This window comes from Mycobacterium sp., from assembly GCF_029961025.1.
GTDB lineage: Bacteria > Actinomycetota > Actinomycetes > Mycobacteriales > Mycobacteriaceae > Mycobacterium.
On sequence record NZ_JASBVP010000011.1, the window covers coordinates 1 to 19,972 of the forward strand.

Consider the following 19,972-nt stretch of genomic DNA (forward strand, 5'->3'; position numbering starts at 1 on the left):
GCCGCAATGGAGCCCAGGCGGTTTCGCCTGGGAGACGTGGTGGTGTGGCGCTTGCGGTCAGGCCCGTGTCGGTGCCGCAATGGAGCCCAGGCGGTTTCGCCTGGGAGACATGCGGACCCGGCTGGCCCGCGTGTACCACTTGGCGACGCCGCAATGGAGCCCAGGCGGTTTCGCCTGGGAGACGGGTAACGTGTTGTTCGGGCCGGCGAACGGTCCCTCTGCCGCAATGGAGCCCAGGCGGTTTCGCCTGGGAGACGCTCGCGAACAAAATGAGGAGGAAGCGGGAATACCGGCCGCAATGGAGCCCAGGCGGTTTCGCCTGGGAGACCCTGGGGGCACGTACCGCTAGGGAAGTGGTTGAGACTGCCGCAATGGAGCCCAGGCGGTTTCGCCTGGGAGACCCCGTGGACCGCGATCGCACCACCCGGGCGTGTGGGGCCGCAATGGAGCCCAGGCGGTTTCGCCTGGGAGACGCTGATAGTCCAGACGGTGGCCGGAGCCTGTTGTGTAGCCGCAATGGAGCCCAGGCGGTTTCGCCTGGGAGACGTTCTCGGCGATCCCCGCCAACCCCTTCGACACCCCGCCGCAATGGAGCCCAGGCGGTTTCGCCTGGGAGACACTCGTCCAGCAGCTGCCCGGGATGCGGATGCACTATGCCGCAATGGAGCCCAGGCGGTTTCGCCTGGGAGACCACGCACCCCGCAACCAATCATGTGACGCACAAAACGCGCCGCAATGGAGCCCAGGCGGTTTCGCCTGGGAGACCTCCATTGGTGGAAGAGACCGAGTTCTTCGGGCTCTAGCCGCAATGGAGCCCAGGCGGTTTCGCCTGGGAGACCCGCGCGGGGTGGCGATCGGGCCCGCGATCTCGGTGTTGCCGCAATGGAGCCCAGGCGGTTTCGCCTGGGAGACTCGGGGACCGTGCGCGCCGGGCGCGGCAGCTCGCACAGCCGCAATGGAGCCCAGGCGGTTTCGCCTGGGAGACCCAGTGTGTCCCCAATCCCATTTGGAGCTTCTTGGGGGAGCCGCAATGGAGCCCAGGCGGTTTCGCCTGGGAGACCCCGGTACGGGCGCGGATCGCTGTGGGGTGTGCGGGCTGCCGCAATGGAGCCCAGGCGGTTTCGCCTGGGAGACCAGCAGCGGCGTGCCGCAGTAGCGACGGTGCGTGTCGGCCGCAATGGAGCCCAGGCGGTTTCGCCTGGGAGACTCAGTACCCCGGGATATGGGTCCAGTTTTCTGTTACGGCCGCAATGGAGCCCAGGCGGTTTCGCCTGGGAGACCGCTCCCGAATTTCACCACGCTTGACCTGCAGGAATCCGTCGGTTTGCGAGGGCTGCCGCAGGAGTCGGCAATCTTCAATGTTATGGAGTTGTCAAACAGCAACGATATCCCATACGACGTGCGCGCGAGCCCTGACTGGCAATCACTCGTCATCCCAGCGCTCGCAACATCGCTACAAGATCACCGGCCCGCCATTAGGCAAGTCGGCTCGACCGTTCGCTCCGATGAATTCGAAGCATTCGGCTCCCCGAGAGTTCGGTTCTCCAAGATTCACAAACACGACTGAGTCCACCGAGTGATTTACCGCATGTGCGAGTTCGAGTCGCATCCCGTACTTCTCCCGTTCGTCGAGGTCACAAATAAATACCGAATACTGAAGTGCGTATCCAAATTTCTTAGCAATCGTATGCACTTCCCGGAGCCGACGATCGTCTCGGATATCATATGCGACAAGATAGCGCACCCGCTTCATTTATCACCTCGTAACTATCGGTGCATACTCTGGAACCTCGCCAGTTAAGTACGCAGCCAGTATTCGTGCCTGAACCTCAAATAGCCTCCGGTAAGAGATCTTGTAACCAAACCACGGATGAGTAATTTGGACGTCTAGACGCCTTTCATACGCAGCGAGCACTGCACGTCTCCCCTTGCTGGTTAGAGCGATGGCCCCGGCCCGAACTACAAAATCCTGTGCCCCTATCTCACCATTGTTCAAAGCTTGCAGAACCACGGAATCGCCAACCAAAGGCCGGAATTCCTCGGCGAGATCTAATGCAAGCGCAGGGCGTCCGAACCTGGGGCGGTGGTATAGTCCGATATAGGGGTCGAAGCCGACGGCCAGCGCGGTGGCGGTCAAATCTTTGACCAGCAGGCCGTATACGTACGAGAGCAGAGCGTTGACTGCGTCGCGGGGTGGCCGACGGTTACGTCCCTCAAAGGTGAAGGGTGAGCCAGGAAGTCTCAGATCAGGTCGTAACATCGCTACAAACGCACCGAAGTAATCTCTCGCCGCTGCCCCTTCCAGGCCCAGCAACTCCTGCAACGAGTCTGACCGGCCCGCCAATAGCTGCAGCTGTTTGAGACGGTCCACGACTGGGCGCACATCATCACGGGAATTTCGTCGCAACAGTGTGCGGCTGTTGGTGATCTTTCAGACAACAAATCGCCGTGCCACTTCCAGACCACCGCGCGAACCGACAATGACTTGACGGCGTCGTAGGTCTACATTCTTTGATGGAAGCCCCTCGGCGATACCGGTTAACCAGCCACCGAACGTAAAGAAGCAGACCGGAATGTCGTTGGCGAAAAAAGCCCGGAAGGCTTGGGTCGACACCTGGACGTTGCCCATCAGGCACAGCTGCGAGACGTCGATCAAGCGTACCGACGCCAAGTCTAAGCCATCTTTACGAACTTCGACTCGACCGCCGCGGACCGAAACATAGGCGCCCTGTTCCGTGACGTAGAGCGGGCGTGCCGCACGAGCACTCGGGATTAGACGTCGGCGGGGCCGCTCGGTGCGGTCGGCCAAGGTATTGATCTCGTCGGGAAGACAGATCCCGACAAGCGAACAACGCGGACACTTAGGACTGTCAACCAATGGCGGCGGAGGAATGTCGCGGCCTGCGACTTCCCGCGCTTCGACCAGCAGCTCGTGGGTTCGGTGCACGAGGTCAGCATCGAAGCTAATCGTTACGCGTTGCCTCGAGCCGGCGAAGTACAAAATTCCTTCATCGCAGAGGTACCCGGCTTCCCGCAGTAACAGCCCTTGCGCGCAGAGCTGGACTCGTTCCGGCTCGTAAGCCCCCTCGGTGATGTTTGGTGGTTTACCTCGCTTGACGTCGACCGGTCGCACGACGCCGTTGTGACCCTCGATAATGTCAATCTTTGCAGCGAGACCTAGCTCGGTTGATGAAAGCGAAACAGACTGCGCACGAATGAGATCGGCTTCGTCATCGGGAAGCGGAGCATCGCCGCTCGCAATATCGACCTGGCGATGGTGAAATGATCCCTCTGCGGTATCGCCGCTATCGGCCCATTGTTGTTGTACCCACTCAAGAAAAAAGAGCCTCGGGCAGTATGCGTATTCGTTGAGCATCCTGGCCGGAAGCAGCTTGGGCACATCGACAACGTCGGCTTCGCTTTGTGTCATAATGGCTGCCTTGGCTCAAACGACGAAGCAGCAGACCACACGAGTTGGGCTGGCCTGAAGGTACCGTAACCACCTTCGCCAGAGCGGGTAATCCGGCTGCGCATCAGCCGGTGAACGCCCCAAGCCTCGGCTGCAACCAGGAACCTGTCAGGGACGTCTTCGTCACGCGGCACTGCCTGAATGAGCGTTCGGACACCAGCAGTCGAAATTGGTACTCGCCACAGCGGCCAGGTCAGCCACCCGGACTTCCATATTCCGCCGCCGCCGGGTGTTTGAACCCGCCCACTTTTGGGGTGAACAGGAAACAACGTTAAACCACGGAATGCTAACCATTCGGCGCCTGGAGCTGTTCGCTTCTTCTCTTTGGCTGGGTTCGATGCCGCAAAAGCGTGGTCACGGTCATCGGTTGAGTCCCACTTGAAGGAAGGAAGGGTCGACTCGTACTTCCACGGACCGTAGAGAGCGTTGCGGAGGTGATCATCCGCTGCATCCTGCTGCAACTCACGTACCATGGAAAGGAACTGCTGTTGGCCTGCGGTGAAGTGAAGGTCGGTCGGCTTCGCGTGCCCCTGATTATCTACGACCCCTTCACAGACAAGGGCCGCACTCAGTGATGAACTCGGCTCCGACTTGCGACAGTGCTGAAGGAAATCCCGAACTTGCTCGGGGCGCCCGAACTTGATATCGGTAGCAGGGTCACCGGGTGGAAAGTCGAGGAGGGCGCTGACGCCGAACTTTTCCCTATCGCGCCCCACCTCCTCCACGAGGGCATCTATTGATGGGGTTCCCTGAATCCGCGCACGGGGCACCAGCGTATCGGCCCACCACAGCCGGGCCGGGTAATTGAGGTGATCGAGGATCGCGAGAACTCCCAGGCCCGCCAGGAATCCCATGGGATTCGTGCCGTCGAGCCCATCCAGGTTAAGCACTAAAGTTCGCTCGCTCATCACGCTGTCTCCCGGTTGAGTTGTTCAAGCGCACTTCGGCGATGGTCAGCAAGCCGAAGAAGCGCCTCGAGCCACGCCAATCCGTAGCGTCCGTAGCGTTTGTTCAGTGACCAGAACCTGTCTGTAACACCGCTGTCGAGCCGGGAGAGCCCGTGCTCGGATGAGGCGTGGAGGTGATGAGCGTCCCACACGACGTCGACATCGACAGGTGCTGGATCCGGTTGCGGGGGCGGCAGCGCGCGGCAATGACCGTGATGGCTCGCAATCAGATGCAGCACTAACTCCTTGTCATGGGCCTCGGCGAGCAGTTCGGGATCCGAGGCTGCCAGTGCGACGCTTAGCAACTCGTGCCGCATCCCGGCCGGATAGCCCGCACGCTTTCGCGCTTGGTCTCGCCGTCGCTTGTCGCGATGTCCGTGACTCGATTTAGCAAGCAATGTGTCGAGCCGTCCCATGGCGATCTCGTCGCCATCGCACAGCCATAACTGAAATCTGCGATCCGCCTTGCCCAGGTCGTGCAGTTTTCCCGCGAGCGCCAGGTCCTGTTGCAGGTGAATCGGCAGACCGCAGGCGACGGCAAATCGGTTGGCGAGCCGGCCGACCCCTTCGCAGTGTGCTTTCAGCGGAACCTCGCGCTCAATGAACGAGTTGGTCAAATCCTCTCCGTCGAACTCAAGACCGCCCTCGCGCCAGGACAAGTCGCGAACCGGGCGTGCGCCGCACAGCCCATACATTCTCGACGGATCGCCGTCATTTGACGCATAGACAACCTGTCGGGTAGCGCGCGAGCCGAGCGATTGACAGATGTCGGCAAGCCACGAAACCGGGCCCGCCGACTCTACAGCGCCCAGCCAGTTAGCGATATCGGAGCCGATGTCGTCAGAGACGTCATCGTCCGGGTCGATCGGTACGGGGGCTGCGGGCAGGCTCTCCGGGTGCTCGACATGTGCGGCGATGACGCGTCTGTGCAAACGCAGCGTCGGGGCTAGACCGGCCGCGAGCTGTGCTCGATCACCCAAATCCCCAACCTCTTCTCGCGATCGGGGATCCCAGTTGTGTTTTCGGAGCCCACCCCGAGCCGCCGGGACAACGAGCGTGTCGCCGGGCCGGACCTCGCTCGCTGTGATTACTTCGGTGTTGACTCCGGCCCAGCGCACGACCAAGTGGGCATCCTGGACGGTCGAATCAGGCGGGGGTCCCGACTCGGGTCCCGGTTGATCCACATCGGCGAGGTCGCCCGTAGTCTCGGCTGAGCGCAACCAGCTGATCACTGACCACACAGGCAGTGCCACCGCTTCGCTGGCTTTGGGCGGGCAGGCTAGCAGCAGCTCAACGAGCCGCTCATGGTTTTCGTTGTCGGCCCCCGCCGGCCGCGCCGCCCGAAGAAAGCCATCGTCGAGGTCGGCGCGCCACACGAGGTTGACATCGGCGGGCGTATCCTGCGGTCCGTGCAGCCATCGCGTGATGTCGAGGTCCGCCGCGGGCGCGGGATTGGTCTGGACGAGCACATCAAGGTGACTGTCAAGTAAGAGCGGCGCCTCCAGTGCCCGCGTCTGGCATTCAGGCGCCACGGGAAGACCTTCGACAATGGCCCGACATCGAAAACGCCGCTGCCGTGACGAGATTTTAATTCTCGCCACGTTGCGCTCAGGGCCGGTCCGTAGATGTGGTCATCGAATTGCTCCTGGGTCTGCGCATGGGCAGCAACGACCATGATCTGCGAGGGTGTTCCAGTTTGTGACAGTGCACCCAGGCGATCGACACGTCCAAAGCGCTGCCGTAAGGCGTCGACCGGCGCGATTTCGGTGATGAGCGCGTCGAAGTCGAGGTCAGCGCCGGCTTCGATTGTCTGTGTGGCGACAACGTACAGGCGAGGCCCGCCGGTTCGTGTTCGGCCGGCCTGCACCTCGGACTTGACCTGCTCCCACATATCGTCTCGGTCTAGAGGGCGCATACGGCCAGTTAGGAGGACCACTCGGTCCGGTTGTTCTATCTGCGCAGCCAGCTTGTCGGCGATCGCGGCGGCTGTCGCTACCCGATTGACGATGATCCCGACGACCTGTCCAGGAATACTCGTCGCAAGCGGCGGAATATGCTGTATGAGCGCGTCGTTGGGGTCATCTGGATCGGGTCGAGGTAGTTGATGGTCTTGTGCAGCCGGAATATTCTGTATGAGTTCGTCGTTGGGATCCTGAGTCTTCGAACCGACCATTTTTAGTGTTGCCTGCTTGGTGGCCTGCAGCCTCGGGGCGAGAGGTGACCCCTCGGCCAGGTCGGCATCGTCAAGTCGCAAGATGTCATTCTCGTCATAGCCGGCACCGGTTGGGGTGGCCGTCATTTCAACAACGTGCCACCTGTCCGGCAGCGGGCCGGCTGGACGATGGTAGGTGCCCAACTCATGGAGCGTCTGGGCGAATGGGCGGGACAGATGAACTTCGTCCAGCAGCAATAACGCGTCGTGGCCGAGCAGGCCGGCGTGCACGGGTCGCAAGGATCCCGATACACCGTATCCACGAAACAGCAGCCGTGATCCTACTTGGTCGACTGTGGAAACCAAAACGGTTGGAGTGTCGGGCCGGGCCGCCCAGCTGTTATCGAGTGCGATTCCTCCTCTGAGTTCGGCAAAAACGAACGGAACGCCGTGTTCACTGCTCATCCCGGACAGCGTTGCCAGGCGACGAGCTACCTCGGCGACGATTCCCGTATCGCCCTGAGGTTGCCGCAACGTCTCGCGAAGCCGATGGACTCGCGCTGCCACTTGGGAGACGATGACCCGCCGGTCAACGACGAACACTATCCGCCGGGGCGCGCGAGACGGGTTAGCGGCCAGCGCGAACACTGCTACGTCGAGGGCAATGGTCTTGCCGGCCCCAGTTGGTACGTCCAACAATGCGGGCCACTTGCCGGTGGTTAACACCTGCTCTGCGAGGCGTGTCTGCCAGGGGAATAGCTCATGCCCGTAGACGGCATGCGCAAACCTGGCGAAATCCTGTGTGGTGAGTGGGTTCATGGGCGGTCTTCCGGAATCATCAGGCCCAGGCCGAGGTAGCGGCCGGCCCCGAGCAGTAGTGGGCCCCGAACACTGGTGTCGAACGTGAGCCGTGCGTGCACCAGCAGCCGCTGGGGTGACATCGGACCGCCGCCCCGAAACGCTGGGAACGACCGAGCCGGCCTGCTGCCGACGACAAGGGCACTGCGAGTAACGGCGACGGAACTCGGCCGCGCAAGGCCCACATGCTCACAAGCTGCCGTGAGCGACGCCTCGGCCTCCTGGGCAGCCCGCGCCGCGGTTGTTCGATTACGGCTGGCCAGATTTCCCGGGTGGCGATCAAGCGCGATGGGTGTGACCGAAACCCAGGTCTGCGCGGGCCCCTCCCACCGGCTGCGCCGCAAGCTCCAGGCATCCGCCGGATCCTGAATACGCGTGAACCACAGTTCTTCCCCACCGCTAAGCAGAATCCGCACTCGAAAATTGCCGCTGCGATCGGTTCCCTCCCAACGGCCGATCGCTCGCAGTATTTCGTCTCGGGCAGCAAGCAGGGGCGATACATGGGGGAGCAGAAGCGCAAAACCCACCAGATGACCGTCGGCGTGTTGACGTCCCACAAACGGCATCGGCATGATCGCCAGATGCGGGTGGTGAGAACTCGCGCCGTCGTGGCCGTGGCCGGAGATCAACTCTGGTGGGGGATCAGCGGCGTGGCGCAGAACCCCGGCGCGCACCGCTGTGGAAAGGCTCGCCGCCGCGTGGATCGGCAATCGCCGTCCGGAAACCTGGGTAAATGCGAACCATTCACCGGAGTTGTGGGGTATTTGCGGATCGGAATCGGGCCGGGTTGCACCGCGGCGGCGATAGCGTCGTACGTCGCTAGGCATTGTCCGTGGACGGCAGCCCTGGTGTTTTAAGAAGGCCGCCTCGAGTTCTCGGAGCAGGTCGCGACTTGGTGTGCGCAGCAACCTGTCTCCGTGTGGACTCGGAACCCATACCGGCATCTGCAGGCTGTCCACATCGACGTGCCGCTCGATTCGGCACGACACAAGCGAGCTGGAATGCCCTATCCGGGTCACGGTGGCCAAAATCCGGTCAAGCGCGTCGGCGATCTCAACAGGAGGCTCGCTGTCGGGCCAGACATAGTGGACACGCGGCACCACCGGGGTAACCGACGGATAGTATCGCGGCATCCGTTTACGTCCTGAAGGCAACAACTCCAAGGCGGTTGTCCAATTCGTCCTCCCGATGTCGTTTACTTTCTTGCGAATATCGCGGGCTTTCTGCAGGGCACGACGCGCCCTCTCACGTTGGGCGCCTTCGGTTTCCGCGATCGTTCGCCTCGCCGCGAGAATGTTGTCGTAGACCTTTTCATTGACTGCTCCGACGACGGATGTGTCGTTGACCGGCACGAAATGGGGGCGCACGCTTCGCTCGGCTGCTTCCGACGCCACGACCAACGGTGGCGGTTGGCGTTCCAGCCATTCGACGGCAGCGCGCTCACCCTCCCCCGCGTCCGCTTGCTCCTTCCACGCCGCGACCAGCGCACAAAAGAGCCGGGCCGGGTGGGGTGGCCACTCATGCTGGCGGCGATCCCCGGGTGCGGTGGCCACGAATCTCCCGGTGAGAAACTCCACGGTGACCGCGATCATCACTCGGCTTCCAGCTTCGCGATCAATTTGTTGCGGCTCTGCTCGATCAGCTTCACCAGTTTCGGGGCGGGCTCAAGCCTTATCTCGGCCTGATGCCACCCGATTCCGGCGCGCTTCGCGTGCTCAGCGGCCTCGGCAACGAGACCACAGGCAGCCGACGAGTCCAGCGAGTAGGTTGCGACGGTTGAGCCGTCGCGCCCCAAGGCTTCCAGCGTGGGTGTTCCCTGGGGCAGCAGCAGACACCGCGACCGAAGGTCATAATCGTTTTCAACGTGCAACGCGGAGGCCGCGACACCCAGCGCCGCCACGGCGGTGCGGGCCGAGACCTCGGCGTCCCGGCGCCGTTCTCCCTCAAGCGGGGACCCGTCGGCATCCTGCGTGAATCGCAGTTTCCGCAGGGCGGCCAACGAAAGCACCAGTGTCTGTGTCGCGTGGTCGATCAGCACTCCGCCGGCTTGACGATCGATGCTCGGTGTGAAATTTCCATGGTTGATCTGCGACGGCCGCCCCTTCTCGCGAGCTTCCCCTGTGCGATCAAACAGCTTGGGCTTACCCTTATCGTCCTTCTTCGCTTGAGCTGGGTCCAGGGTCCAGAATTCGTCGGCATCCGCCGCCTCATAAATCGTGGCAGCATCCCGTTCGATGGCCAAAGGGTCGATCCGGCTACCGACCTTCACCGCCAGCTTGACGTCGTGGCCGACGATCTCGGAGACAATCGCCCGCTGAAACTTCGACCCCAGCCCGCCTTTCGGCCCAGTCGAATCCCACGCGCCGAACAGCAGACAGGTCAGGGCGAACCGGAACATCGCGGTGGCGTTGTCGGGCCTGGCTTCGGTGATCGCCAGCCCGATATCGCTGAGCCGAAACAGCGTGCCGTCGAGCAGGCTGTCCCGAAACAGTGCGTCGACGATCCGGTGGGGTGCGCGCAAGACCGAAATACGGTCCAGGTCGCGAACACTTTCGTAGCCACGAAAATCCACATATGCGACAGGGAAGTCAAGCTGCCCGGCGTCCCGCGCGTTCTCCAGCGCAGACTCGAGCCGGTTGGCTTGCGATGCCACGGAGTCAAGCAAGACCCGCGCGTATTCGTCAACCGTGTCGCGGACCGGCCCCTCGACGGCGTATTTGGTGCCGCCACCGTCGGTACTGTAGGTGGGGGGATAGACACGATCGCCGCGACCGCCAGCGGGCTGCATCTCGATGACTGAGCGAAGCGCCACAGCCCCGCCGGCCACGGCTTCGCGAAGCTGCTCATAGTTGATCGGGTTCATTGGATACCTCTCGTTGCGTGCCAACGAGAGGTATGTCTAACAGAAGGGTCCGACACGTCGCGGCGCTTTCGGCATGCAAGTAGTTGAAGGGCTTGCGCCCCCAAGAAGCACAACGCACATTTGCTGTGCCCACGGCCAGCCGGATCCGGCCGGTGATCCTGTAACGACGTGCCTAGAGCACGGCCAGTGCGACCGCGCCCAGGCTGGCCAGGCACATCGACGGCCCGTGCGGCACCGTCGGCCCGGAGCCGCGCAGCGTCGCGACCACCCCGATCAGCGCGGTCAGCAGCGGCGCGCCCAGCGCCGCCAGAAACCAGACGGCCGCACCGAAGCACCCGGTCAGCGCGCCCAGGCCGAGCGCCAGCTTGACGTCACCGGCGCCCATCGCCGCCGGGGCCGCCAGATGCACCGGCAGGTAGATCAGCGCCAGCGCCGCCGCCCCGGCCAGCGCCGGCGGCCCGTGCCCGCCCGCCGCCGCGCCCACCAGGATCACGCCCGCCCCGGGCAGCGTGAGCCAGTTGGGCAGTCGGCGCTGCCGCAGGTCGTAACCGCCCAGAACGACCATCCACAGCACCACGGCCGCCGCTGCCATGCCCGGCACGTTAATCCAGCGCGGCGGCCATCGCCTCCCGCGGCGCCGGCCGCCCTGTGAATTGTTCGACCTGGGCGAACGCCTGATGCAGCAGCATCTGCAGACCGCTGATCACCCGCCCGCCGGCCGCGCCCACCGCGGCGGCCAGCGGCGTCGGCCACGGGTCGTAGACGGCGTCCAGCAGCACCGGCACCGCGGCGAACACCCCGGCGTACGGCGCCGCCGCGCCGGCCGGGATGGTGCTGACCAGCAGCTGCGCGCCGGCCACCTCCCCGGCCAGCTCGCCGCTGTCCAGACCGCAGAATCGGGTCGCGACGCCCAGCCGGGTTCCCAGCCGCACCAGCCGGGCGGCCTTCTCCGGGTTGCGCGCCACGACGGTGATGGCGTCGACACCCAGCCCGGTCAGCGCCACCACCGCCGCCGGGGCGGTGCCGCCCGACCCGCACACCAGGGCATGCCCGGACACCGCGCCCAGCGCCCCGGCCACCCCGTCGACGTCGGTGTTGTCGGCCCGCCAGCCGCGCGGGGTGCGCACCAGGGTGTTGGCCGCCCCCACCAGCTCGGCCCGGGCGGTGCGCTCGTCGGCGAAGCGCAGGGCGGCGAACTTGCCCGGCATCGTCACCGAGACACCGACCCATTCCGGGCCGAACCCGCCGACCACTGCCGGCAGCTCCTCGGCGCCGCACTCGATGCGCTCGTAGGTCCACTCGTGCAAGCCCAGCGCGCGATAGGCGGCCAGATGCAGCTGCGGGGAACGCGAGTGCGCGACCGGCGAGCCGAGGATCCCCGCCTTTCTAGCGGGCGCTGTCGAGGACACCGTTGCGCTTGGCCAGCTCGACATCGGCCAGATGTTGCTGATAATCGCTGGTAAACAGCGTCGTGCCGTGCTTGTCGATGGTGACGAAGTACAGCCAGTCGCCGGGTTCGGGATGCTCGGCCGCACGCAGCGCATCGGTGCCCGGCGAACAGATCGGGGTGGCCGGCAGCCCGTCGGACACGTAGGTGTTCCACGGCGTGGGCTGCGCGCGGTCGGCGTCGCTGGTGGCCACCTCCCGGCGGTCCAGCGGATAGTTCACCGTGGAGTCGAACTCCAGCGTGCGGTGTTCGCGCAGCCGGTTGTAGATGACGGTGGCGACCTTCGGGAAATCCTGGGGATCGGACTCCCGCTGCACCAGCGACCCCACCACCAGCACGTCATAGGGCGATAGGTTCATCGATTTGGCGGTGTCGGTTAGCCCGGACTCCACATACTTCTCGGTGCCGGCGCTGATCAGCGTCGCCAGGATCGTTTGCGCCGAGGCCAACGGATCGACGTTGAACGTTCCCGGCGCGATCAGACCCTCGAGGCGGCGATGGTCGTTGCCCATGCTCATCACCGGCCGGGTGGCCCAGCTCGGCACCGCCAGCACCGACACCGCCGCGGTGCTGGCCGCCGCCCGCAGGTCGGACAGCGAAACGCAGTGCCGGGCGCCGTCGAGATCCACGCAGGTGGCCCGGGAGATCAGCGTCAGGATCCCCGGTGTCACGGCGTTGGTCTGCACGTCGGTGGTGTCGTCGAGCTGACGGCCCTCGGGGATGACCAGCCTGCCCACCCGGTTGTCGGGGTCGACGAGGCGCTGCACCGCGGCGGCCGCCGGGATTTCGGTCCGCATCCGGTAATAGCCGGGCTGAATCGACGAGATCTTGGCGTTGCCGTGCGCGGCCTCGACGAACGCCCGAACGGTGCGCACGATGTCGTGGTTGCGCAGGGTCTCGCCGATCGCGGTGGTCGAGTCACCGTCACGGATCTGGATCACGACGTCCCGTTTGCCGGCGCCGGTGTAGTCGTTGTCGGGTCTGAACACGGTGTGCCAGAGCCTGGAGCCCACGAAGACCGCCGCCACCATGACCACGATGAGCACCGCCACGGCGAACCGGCCGGCGATGCGCCGCCGCCGGCGGCCCCGTTCGGCGCGTAGCCGCTCGATGCGACTTTTGCGGTGCCGGGGCGGCCCGACCGCCACGGGCTGGGCGCGGAGGCGACCCGCGCTGTCACTCATCGCCGGCCTCCCCGGGCGCCGGGGCGGCCGGCACGGCGCGGCGCTGATCGAGCCACCCTTGCAGGATCGCCACCGCCGCCGCCTGGTCGATGACGCCGCGCTGGGCCTTTGCCCGCACCCCGGCGGAGCGCAACGCGCGCTGCGCGCTGACGGTGGTCAGCCGCTCGTCGGCGAGGCGAACCGGGATGGGGGCGATCCGCCGGGCCAGGGTGTCGGCCAGCGCTATCGCGTCGCGCGCCGACGGCCCGATTTTATCGGCCAACGTGCGCGGCAACCCGACGATCACCTCGACCGCCGGCAGTTCGGTGACCAACTGCACCAGCCGGCGGATATGGGTGCCGTCCCGACGGACGGTTTCCAGCGGGGTGGCCAGAATCCCGTCGGGGTCGCTGGCGGCCACGCCGATGCGCACCCGGCCCACATCGATGCCCAGCCGTCGCCCCCGCCCAGGATCTGGCACCCCGCCGGGGTCGCCCGGCCGGTCCGGACCGCGGTGCGCCGGCGAGCTCACTTAGCCGACCCGCGCTATTACGGCACGGACCGCGTCGAGCGCGGCGTCGATGCCGGCCGCGTTCTTTCCCGAGCCCTGCGCCAGGTCGGCCTTTCCCCCACCGCGACCGTTGACCGCCGCCGAGAGATGTTTGACCAGGTCGTCGGCGCGGATCCCGAGGTCCTGCGCGGCGGAGTTGGCGGCGATCACATACGGCACGGAATCCCCCTGCGAATCCCGCTGGCCCCCCGCGATCAGCGCCACCACAGCGGGATCACCACCGAGCCGCCCGCGGATGTCGCCGACGAGTGAACGCAGATCGGCCGCGGTCATCTCACCGGACATCCGCTGCGCCACCACCCGGACCTTACCGATGCGCTCGGCGCCGGCGGCGGCGTTGGCCGCGGCCGCCCGCGCGCCGGCCAGCCGGGTTCGTTCGAGTTCCTTCTCCGCGGCCTTGAGCCGCTCCACCAGGTTGGCCACCCGGGCGGGCACCTCCTCGGACGGCACCTTCAGCGACGACGCCAGCCCGGCCATCAGCGCGCGTTCCCGGGCCAGATGCCGGAACGCGTCCAACCCGACGTAGGCCTCCACCCGGCGCACCCCGGAGCCCACCGACGATTCGCCGAGAATGGTCACCGGCCCGATTTGCGCCGAGTTGCGCACGTGCGTGCCGCCGCACAGCTCCAGGGAGAACGGCCCGCCGATCTCCACCACCCGCACCCGGTCGGGGTAGCTCTCCCCGAACAGCGCCAGCGCCCCCATGGCCTTGGCTTTGTCGAGTTGCTCGGTGAAGGTGTGGACCTCGTAGTCGGCTTGCACCGCCTGGTTGGTGACCTCTTCGATCTGCCTGCGCTGCTCTTCGGTCAGCGGCCCCTGCCAGTTGAAGTCGAAGCGCAGATAACCCGGCCGGTTCAGCGACCCTGCCTGAACTGCGTTGGGCCCCAGCACTTGTCGCAGAGCGGCGTGCACCATGTGGGTGCCGGAGTGGCCCTGAGCGGCACCACGCCGCCACTCGGGGTCCACCGCCGCAACCACGGTGTCGCCCTCGACGAATTCACCGGATTCCACGTTGACCTGATGCACCCACAGGGTTTTCGCGATTTTCTGCACATCGGTGACCGCCGCCCGGGCGCTCGCCCCGGCACCGGTGCCGCTGATGGTTCCGGTGTCGGCGACCTGCCCGCCCGACTCGGCGTAAAGCGGGGTGCGGTCCAGCACCAGTTCGACCCGGTGCGAACCGTCGGTGGTGTGCGACACCACCGGCACCCGCCTGCCGTCGACGAAGATGCCCAAAATCCTTGCCTCGGAAGTCAATTCGTCGAAACCAGTGAACTCGGTGGGGCCGGCGTCGACCAGCTCCCGATAGGCGGAGAGGTCGGCGTGGGCGTGTTTGCGGGCGATGGCATCGGCCTTGGCGCGGCGGCGCTGCTCGGCCATCAACTCGCGAAAGCCCTGCTCGTCGACGGTCAGGCCGGCTTCGGCCGCCATCTCCAAGGTGAGTTCGATGGGAAAGCCGTAGGTGTCGTGCAAGGTGAAAGCATCCGGGCCGGAAACCATCGTCGAACCGGAAGCCTTGGTGGCGCGGGCCACCTCACCGAACAGCCGGGTCCCCGATACCAGCGTGCGGTTGAACCCGGTCTCCTCGGCCACGGCGATGCGGTTGATCCGCTCGAAATCGGCGACCAATTCTGGATACGATGGGCCCATCGCATCGCGCACGGTGGCCATCAAATCTCCGACGATCGGGGTGTCGATGCCCAGCAGTTTTGCCGAGCGGATCACCCGGCGCAGCAGCCGACGCAGCACATAGCCGCGGCCGTCGTTGCCGGGGCTCACCCCGTCGCCGATCAGGATGGCGGCGGTGCGGCTGTGATCGGCGATGATCCGGTAGCGCACGTCATCGTCGTGGTTGCCGGCGTCGTACGGGCGCGCGGCGCGGGCGGCCACGGTATCGATGATCGGCCGTAGCAGGTCGGTCTCGTAGACGTTGGGCACGTCCTGCAGCACGCAGGCGACCCGCTCCACACCCATGCCGGTGTCGATGTTCTTGCGGGGCAGCGGGCCGAGGATTTCGAAGTCGGTCTTGCCGGTGCCTTCGCCGCGCTCGCTTTGCATGAACACCAGGTTCCACAACTCGAGGTAGCGGTCTTCGCTGACCACCGGTCCACCTTCGGGGCCGAACTGCGGCCCGCGGTCGTAATAGATCTCCGACGACGGCCCGCAGGGGCCGGGGATGCCCATCGACCAGAAATTGTGCTCCATGCCCCGGCGTTGGATCCGGGCGGGCGGCAAGCCGGCCACTTCCTGCCACAGCTGTGCGGCTTCGTTGTCATCGAAATAGACTGTGGCCCAGATTTTTTCCGGGTCGAGCCCGTAGCCGCCGTCGGCGACGCTTTTGGTCAGCAGCGTCCACGCCAGCTCGATGGCGCCACGCTTGAAATAGTCGCCGAAGGAGAAGTTGCCGGCCATCTGGAAAAAGGTGTTGTGTCGGGGGGTGACGCCAACCTCGTCGATATCGGCGGTGCGGATGCATTTCTGGATGCTGGTGGCCGTTTTATACGGCGGTGTGCGCTGCCCGAGGAAATACGGCACGAACTGGACCATGCCGGCGTTGACGAACAGCAGGTTGGGGTCGTCGAGGATCACCGAGGCGCTCGGCACCTCGGTGTGACCCGCCTTCACGAAATGATCGAGGAACCGTTTCCTGATCTCGTGTGTCTGCACTCTCCGCTTCCTTTTGCCGTGGGCGCGCCCGGGGCTATTCTCAGCCTATTCTCGGCCCGCGTGCCTCGCCGGTGTCGCCCGCACTACAGTACCGGCCCGATCGAATACCGTCCGGTAGCGCTAAACCGCTAACGAACCGGCGCGCGCGGTGGTGCCATCGTTCATCCGGCGAGAAAGCTCAGCCGCACCGAGCGCCGCGGATTGTCGCGGTTGAGGTCGACCAGAACGATGCTCTGCCAGGTGCCCAAAAGCGGCCTGCCACCCTGAACCGGCACCGTCACCGAGGGCGAGACGATCGCCGGCAACAGATGATCGGCGCCGTGGCCGTATGAGCCGTGGGCATGCCGGTAGCGGTCGTCGCGCGGCAGCAACCGTTCCAGGGCGTCAACCAGGTCGTCCTCGGAACCGGACCCCGTCTCGATGATCGCCAGCCCCGCGGTCGCGTGCGGGACAAAGACGTTGCACAGCCCGTCGGCGCGGGGCGCGCAAAACGAGCGCACGGCATCGGTGAGATCGACGATGCGGCGACGTGCGGTGTCCACGGCCAGCACATCGGTATCCACCCGAGCCAGCCTACGGCCCGGCCTCGCCGACCTGCTACTTCGAGCAACTGCACCCGCCGTGGCCATTGCCGCGCGCGGTCCGCCGGAGCAAAGTTATGAGTGGACCGGTGACGCCACCGGGGCGCCGCCCAGAAAAGGGAAAGAGGGTGTCGATCATGTACGCACGCTCGACCACCATCCAGGCGCAACCCTCGTCGATCGACGCGGGAATTGCGCATCTCCGCGACGAGGTAATGCCCGCGCTCCAGCAGATGGATGGGTATGTCGGTGTGTCATTGCTCGTCGACCGAAAGTCCGGCAGGTGCATCGCGACCAGCGCCTGGGAGAACGCGGACGCGATGCGCGCCAGTGCCGACCGGGTACGGCCGATTCGCGACCGGGCCGCGCAGATCTTCGGGGGCACTGCCACCGTCGACGAGTGGGAGATCGGGGTGCTGCACCGCGATCACCGCTCGCACGAGGGGGCCTGCGTGCGGGCGGTGTGGGTACAAGGCGACCCCGCCCGGACCGACCAAAACATCGAGTACTACAAGACGGCCATCCTGCCGGATTTGGAGAAACTCGAGGGGTTCTGCAGCGCCAGCCTGATGGTCGACCGGGCATCGGGACGCCTGGTGTCCTGTGCGACCTACGACAGCCTCGCGGCGATGGACAGGAACAGGGAACAGGCCGCGGCGCTGAGGAAGGCCCGCATTCAGCGGGCGGGCGTACCGGAGCTTGAGGAACTCGACGTCGGCGAGTTCGAGCTGGCGCTCGCCCACCTACGGGTACCCGAGCTGGTCTGATCAACACGGCCGCAGCGGCCCGGCCGCCGGTGATGTGCGCGTCCCGTGCGTTCCCGTGCGGCCGGGCCGATGCCTCGGATTTGGCAAACCGCCCCGGGACGGCCCGGGGCGGCAGGTGTGGTGGTCGAGTGCGCTGGCCGATCGCACTGGCCGCTCGCACCCATTGTCAGGTGGAATCCGTTGGAGCAAGGTAGGGGTTGAGCCGGTGGCGCCACCGGGACGCCGCCCAGATAAAGATGGGGTGGATCAATGTACGCACGCTCTACCACCGTTCAGGCGCAACCCGCGTCGATCGATGCGGGAACCGCGCATGTCCGCGATGTGGTGATGCCCGCCCTTCAGGAAATCGACGGGTATGTGGGCCTATCGCTGCTCGTCGACCGGCAGTCCGGCAGGTGCATCGCGACGAGCTCCTGGCAGACCGAAGACGCGATGCGCGCCAGCGCCGACCGGGTCGCGCCGATCCGAGACCGGGTCGCGCAGATCTTCGGGGGGCCCGCCGCCGTCGACGAGTGGGAGATCGCGTTCTTGCACCGTGACCATCCCGCTGGTGACGGTGCGTGTGTGCGGGCCACCTGGCTCAAGATCCGGCCCGATCAATTCGTCCAAGCCGTCGAGTTCTACAAAACATCCGTGCTGCCCGCGATCGAGGAGCTGGAGGGGTTCTGCAGCGCCAGCCTGATGGTTGACCGCGCATCCGGGCGCGCGGTGTCGTCGTCGACGTTCGACAGCCTCGAGGCCATGGAGCGAAACGGGGAGCGGGCCCGGTCGCTGCGCACCGCTCTGCTTCGCGACCTGGGCGCCGACCAGCTCGACGTCGGCGAATTCGAGCTGGCGATCGCTCAGCTCCGGGTGCCCGAGCGGGTCTGAGCCGATCGGGCCGCGTTGTGGCATGGCCACCACCGGCCCGCATGGCCGCGACCGGCGGGCCGGTCGCGGCACGTATGCATCGTGGTTCGGCCCTTTGGCGGACGCCGAGGTTGTCGGATTTCGTGGCGGGCAGCCGGCCGTTGATCACGACATCGGTGGCCTTTCCTGCCTTTAAGGCCTTTAAAGCGTTACGGCCGCCCGTTCCACGGATGGTCAGCCGCGCTTTTTGCGAATGATCGCCCGTAGCCTGACCAGCCGCCCCGCGATCTCGCGTTCACCCCCGTGGCCGGTGGGGTGATAGTAATCGACACCGATCAGCTCGTCCGGCGGATACTGTTGCGCGACAACACCGTCGGGGTGATCGTGGGAGTACTTGTAGCCCTGGGCGTTACCTAGCGCCGCGGCACCTGAGTAGTGGCCGTCACGCAAATGGGCCGGCACCGGACCGGCCTTGCCCGACCTGATGTCGGCCATCGCCGCCGCCAAGGCGGTGGTGACCGCGTTCGACTTGGGCGCGGTGGCCAGGTGGACGGTGGCGTGCGCCAGCGTCAGCTGGGCTTCGGGCATGCCGATCAGCGCCACCGTTTGCGCGGCAGCGACCGCGGTCTGCAGCGCGGTCGGGTCGGCCATGCCGATGTCCTCGCTGGCCAGGATCATCAGTCGGCGCGCGATGAACCGCGGATCTTCACCGGCGACCAGCATGCGGGCCAGGTAGTGCAGCGCGGCGTCGACGTCGGAGCCGCGCACCGACTTGATGAAGGCGCTGACGACGTCGTAGTGCTGATCCCCGTCGCGGTCGTAGCGGACGGCGGCCTGGTCCAGGGACTGCTCGACGGCCTCGACCGTTATCCGCTCTCCGGCCGCCTCAACTGCTTCGGAGGCCACCTCCAGTGCGGTCAGCGCCCGGCGCGCGTCGCCGGCCGCCAGCCGGACCAGCAGGTCGACGGCGTCCGGGTCCACCGGAACTCGGCCGCCCAGGCCCCGGGGATCATCGATCGCACGTCGCACCACAGTTCGGATGTCCTCGGCGGACAACGGCCGAAGCTGAAGGATCAGTGATCGCGACAGCAGCGGCGCCACCACCGAAAACGACGGGTTTTCGGTGGTGGCCGCGACCAGCAGCACCACCCGGTTCTCCACCGCGGACAGCAAAGCGTCCTGTTGGGTCTTGGAGAACCGGTGCACCTCGTCGATGAACAACACCGTCTGCTGACCGCGCAGGATCCCCTGGCGGGCCGTCTCGATGACGGCGCGCACCTCCTTGACACCGGCCGACAGCGCGGACATCGCCTCGAACCGGCGGCCGGTCGCCTGCGAAATCAGCGCCGCCAGCGTGGTCTTGCCGCTTCCCGGGGGGCCGTAAAGGATGACCGACGCCACGCCCGAGCCCTCGACCAGGCGGCGCAGCGGTGAACCCGGTTGGAGCAAATGATCCTGCCCGAGCACCTCGTCCAGCGACGCCGGACGCATCCGCACCGCCAGCGGCGCCCGAACTGACACGTCCCGGTCGTGGCCGGTCATCTGCGGTGCGCCGGGCAGGTCGAACAACCCCTCGGACACGATCTCAGGCATACCACGTCCGCGCCGGAAGGCTCACCGGTTGCCGCGAAGGTGCTA

General features: G+C 65.8%; 15 protein-coding genes, 1 pseudogene and 1 CRISPR repeat array. Of the genes and pseudogenes, 2 read left to right on the plus strand and 14 right to left on the minus strand.

Annotation, left to right across the window (positions count from 1 at the left end; all coding sequences use genetic code 11):
• Positions 1-1,280: direct repeats of the CRISPR family, unit length 36 nt; unit sequence GCCGCAATGGAGCCCAGGCGGTTTCGCCTGGGAGAC.
• Positions 1,281-1,453: 173 nt separating this feature from the next.
• The 13 genes and pseudogenes from cas2 to QJR12_RS12915 all read right to left on the minus strand — a co-directional run bounded on the left by cas2 (position 1,454) and on the right by QJR12_RS12915 (position 16,688).
• On the minus strand, positions 1,454-1,753 hold the full coding sequence (cas2, locus tag QJR12_RS17760; protein WP_366526311.1) for a CRISPR-associated endonuclease Cas2: 300 nt from the start codon (positions 1,751-1,753) through the stop codon (positions 1,454-1,456).
• Positions 1,754-1,756: 3 nt separating this feature from the next.
• Positions 1,757-3,430 (minus strand): annotated as a pseudogene (gene cas1, locus QJR12_RS12860) (CRISPR-associated endonuclease Cas1).
• Complete coding sequence (locus QJR12_RS12865) at positions 3,427-4,377, minus strand: hypothetical protein (RefSeq protein ID WP_300582831.1); 951 nt, start codon at positions 4,375-4,377, stop codon at positions 3,427-3,429. The pseudogene cas1 and the gene QJR12_RS12865 overlap by 4 nt, the downstream one beginning before the upstream one ends.
• Positions 4,377-5,111 (minus strand): CRISPR-associated endonuclease Cas3'', encoded by a 735-nt coding sequence (locus QJR12_RS12870; RefSeq protein ID WP_300583419.1) that lies wholly within the window; start codon positions 5,109-5,111, stop codon positions 4,377-4,379. The genes QJR12_RS12865 and QJR12_RS12870 overlap by 1 nt, the downstream gene beginning before the upstream one ends.
• Before the next feature lie 584 nt (positions 5,112-5,695).
• Positions 5,696-7,387, minus strand: a complete 1,692-nt coding sequence (gene cas3u / locus QJR12_RS12875) for a type I-U CRISPR-associated helicase/endonuclease Cas3 (protein ID WP_300582834.1) — start codon at positions 7,385-7,387, stop codon at positions 5,696-5,698.
• Complete coding sequence (gene csb2, locus QJR12_RS12880) at positions 7,384-9,018, minus strand: type I-U CRISPR-associated protein Csb2 (protein WP_300582837.1); 1,635 nt, start codon at positions 9,016-9,018, stop codon at positions 7,384-7,386. The genes cas3u and csb2 overlap by 4 nt, the downstream gene beginning before the upstream one ends.
• Complete coding sequence (gene cas7u, locus QJR12_RS12885; protein WP_300582840.1) at positions 9,018-10,289, minus strand: type I-U CRISPR-associated RAMP protein Csb1/Cas7u; 1,272 nt, start codon at positions 10,287-10,289, stop codon at positions 9,018-9,020. Before cas7u ends, csb2 begins: the two co-directional genes overlap by 1 nt.
• Before the next feature lie 172 nt (positions 10,290-10,461).
• Complete coding sequence (locus tag QJR12_RS12890; protein ID WP_300582843.1) at positions 10,462-10,881, minus strand: A24 family peptidase; 420 nt, start codon at positions 10,879-10,881, stop codon at positions 10,462-10,464.
• Between the two features lie 10 nt (positions 10,882-10,891).
• Positions 10,892-11,722: a shikimate dehydrogenase gene (locus tag QJR12_RS12895; RefSeq protein ID WP_300582846.1), complete on the minus strand. Its 831-nt coding sequence runs from the start codon at positions 11,720-11,722 to the stop codon at positions 10,892-10,894.
• Entirely contained in the window at positions 11,676-12,920 is a 1,245-nt protein-coding gene (locus tag QJR12_RS12900) for an endolytic transglycosylase MltG (protein ID WP_300582848.1), read from the minus strand. The genes QJR12_RS12895 and QJR12_RS12900 overlap by 47 nt, the downstream gene beginning before the upstream one ends.
• Positions 12,913-13,431, minus strand: a complete 519-nt coding sequence (gene ruvX, locus QJR12_RS12905; RefSeq protein WP_300582851.1) for a Holliday junction resolvase RuvX — start codon at positions 13,429-13,431, stop codon at positions 12,913-12,915. The genes QJR12_RS12900 and ruvX overlap by 8 nt, the downstream gene beginning before the upstream one ends.
• On the minus strand, positions 13,432-16,137 hold the full coding sequence (gene alaS, locus QJR12_RS12910) for an alanine--tRNA ligase (protein ID WP_300582854.1): 2,706 nt from the start codon (positions 16,135-16,137) through the stop codon (positions 13,432-13,434).
• Between the two features lie 161 nt (positions 16,138-16,298).
• Positions 16,299-16,688 (minus strand): secondary thiamine-phosphate synthase enzyme YjbQ, encoded by a 390-nt coding sequence (locus tag QJR12_RS12915; RefSeq protein WP_300583421.1) that lies wholly within the window; start codon positions 16,686-16,688, stop codon positions 16,299-16,301.
• Between the two features lie 167 nt (positions 16,689-16,855).
• Here QJR12_RS12915 and QJR12_RS12920 point away from each other — a divergent pair, with 167 nt between their 5' ends.
• Positions 16,856-17,485: a hypothetical protein gene (locus QJR12_RS12920; RefSeq protein WP_300582857.1), complete on the plus strand. Its 630-nt coding sequence runs from the start codon at positions 16,856-16,858 to the stop codon at positions 17,483-17,485.
• 249 nt (positions 17,486-17,734) lie between these two features.
• On the plus strand, positions 17,735-18,355 hold the full coding sequence (locus QJR12_RS12925) for a hypothetical protein (protein WP_300582859.1): 621 nt from the start codon (positions 17,735-17,737) through the stop codon (positions 18,353-18,355).
• Between the two features lie 213 nt (positions 18,356-18,568).
• Here QJR12_RS12925 and QJR12_RS12930 read toward each other — a convergent pair whose 3' ends face one another.
• On the minus strand, positions 18,569-19,927 hold the full coding sequence (locus QJR12_RS12930; protein WP_300582862.1) for a replication-associated recombination protein A: 1,359 nt from the start codon (positions 19,925-19,927) through the stop codon (positions 18,569-18,571).
• Positions 19,928-19,972 lie beyond the last annotated feature (45 nt).

Excerpts from the sequence above, each read along its gene's own strand:
- cas2 (WP_366526311.1), bottom strand. The coding sequence starts at position 1,753 with ATGAAGCGGGTGCGCTATCTTGTCGCATATGATATCCGAGACGATCGT.
- QJR12_RS12865 (WP_300582831.1), bottom strand. The coding sequence starts at position 4,377 with ATGAGCGAGCGAACTTTAGTGCTTAACCTGGATGGGCTCGACGGCACG.
- QJR12_RS12870 (WP_300583419.1), bottom strand. The coding sequence starts at position 5,111 with ATGTATGGGCTGTGCGGCGCACGCCCGGTTCGCGACTTGTCCTGGCGC.
- cas3u (WP_300582834.1), bottom strand. The coding sequence starts at position 7,387 with ATGAACCCACTCACCACACAGGATTTCGCCAGGTTTGCGCATGCCGTC.
- csb2 (WP_300582837.1), bottom strand. The coding sequence starts at position 9,018 with ATGATCGCGGTCACCGTGGAGTTTCTCACCGGGAGATTCGTGGCCACC.
- cas7u (WP_300582840.1), bottom strand. The coding sequence starts at position 10,289 with ATGAACCCGATCAACTATGAGCAGCTTCGCGAAGCCGTGGCCGGCGGG.
- QJR12_RS12890 (WP_300582843.1), bottom strand. The coding sequence starts at position 10,881 with ATGGCAGCGGCGGCCGTGGTGCTGTGGATGGTCGTTCTGGGCGGTTAC.
- QJR12_RS12895 (WP_300582846.1), bottom strand. The coding sequence starts at position 11,722 with ATGTCGAGCTGGCCAAGCGCAACGGTGTCCTCGACAGCGCCCGCTAGA.
- QJR12_RS12900 (WP_300582848.1), bottom strand. The coding sequence starts at position 12,920 with ATGAGTGACAGCGCGGGTCGCCTCCGCGCCCAGCCCGTGGCGGTCGGG.
- QJR12_RS12920 (WP_300582857.1), top strand. The coding sequence starts at position 16,856 with ATGTACGCACGCTCGACCACCATCCAGGCGCAACCCTCGTCGATCGAC.
- QJR12_RS12925 (WP_300582859.1), top strand. The coding sequence starts at position 17,735 with ATGTACGCACGCTCTACCACCGTTCAGGCGCAACCCGCGTCGATCGAT.
- QJR12_RS12930 (WP_300582862.1), bottom strand. The coding sequence starts at position 19,927 with ATGCCTGAGATCGTGTCCGAGGGGTTGTTCGACCTGCCCGGCGCACCG.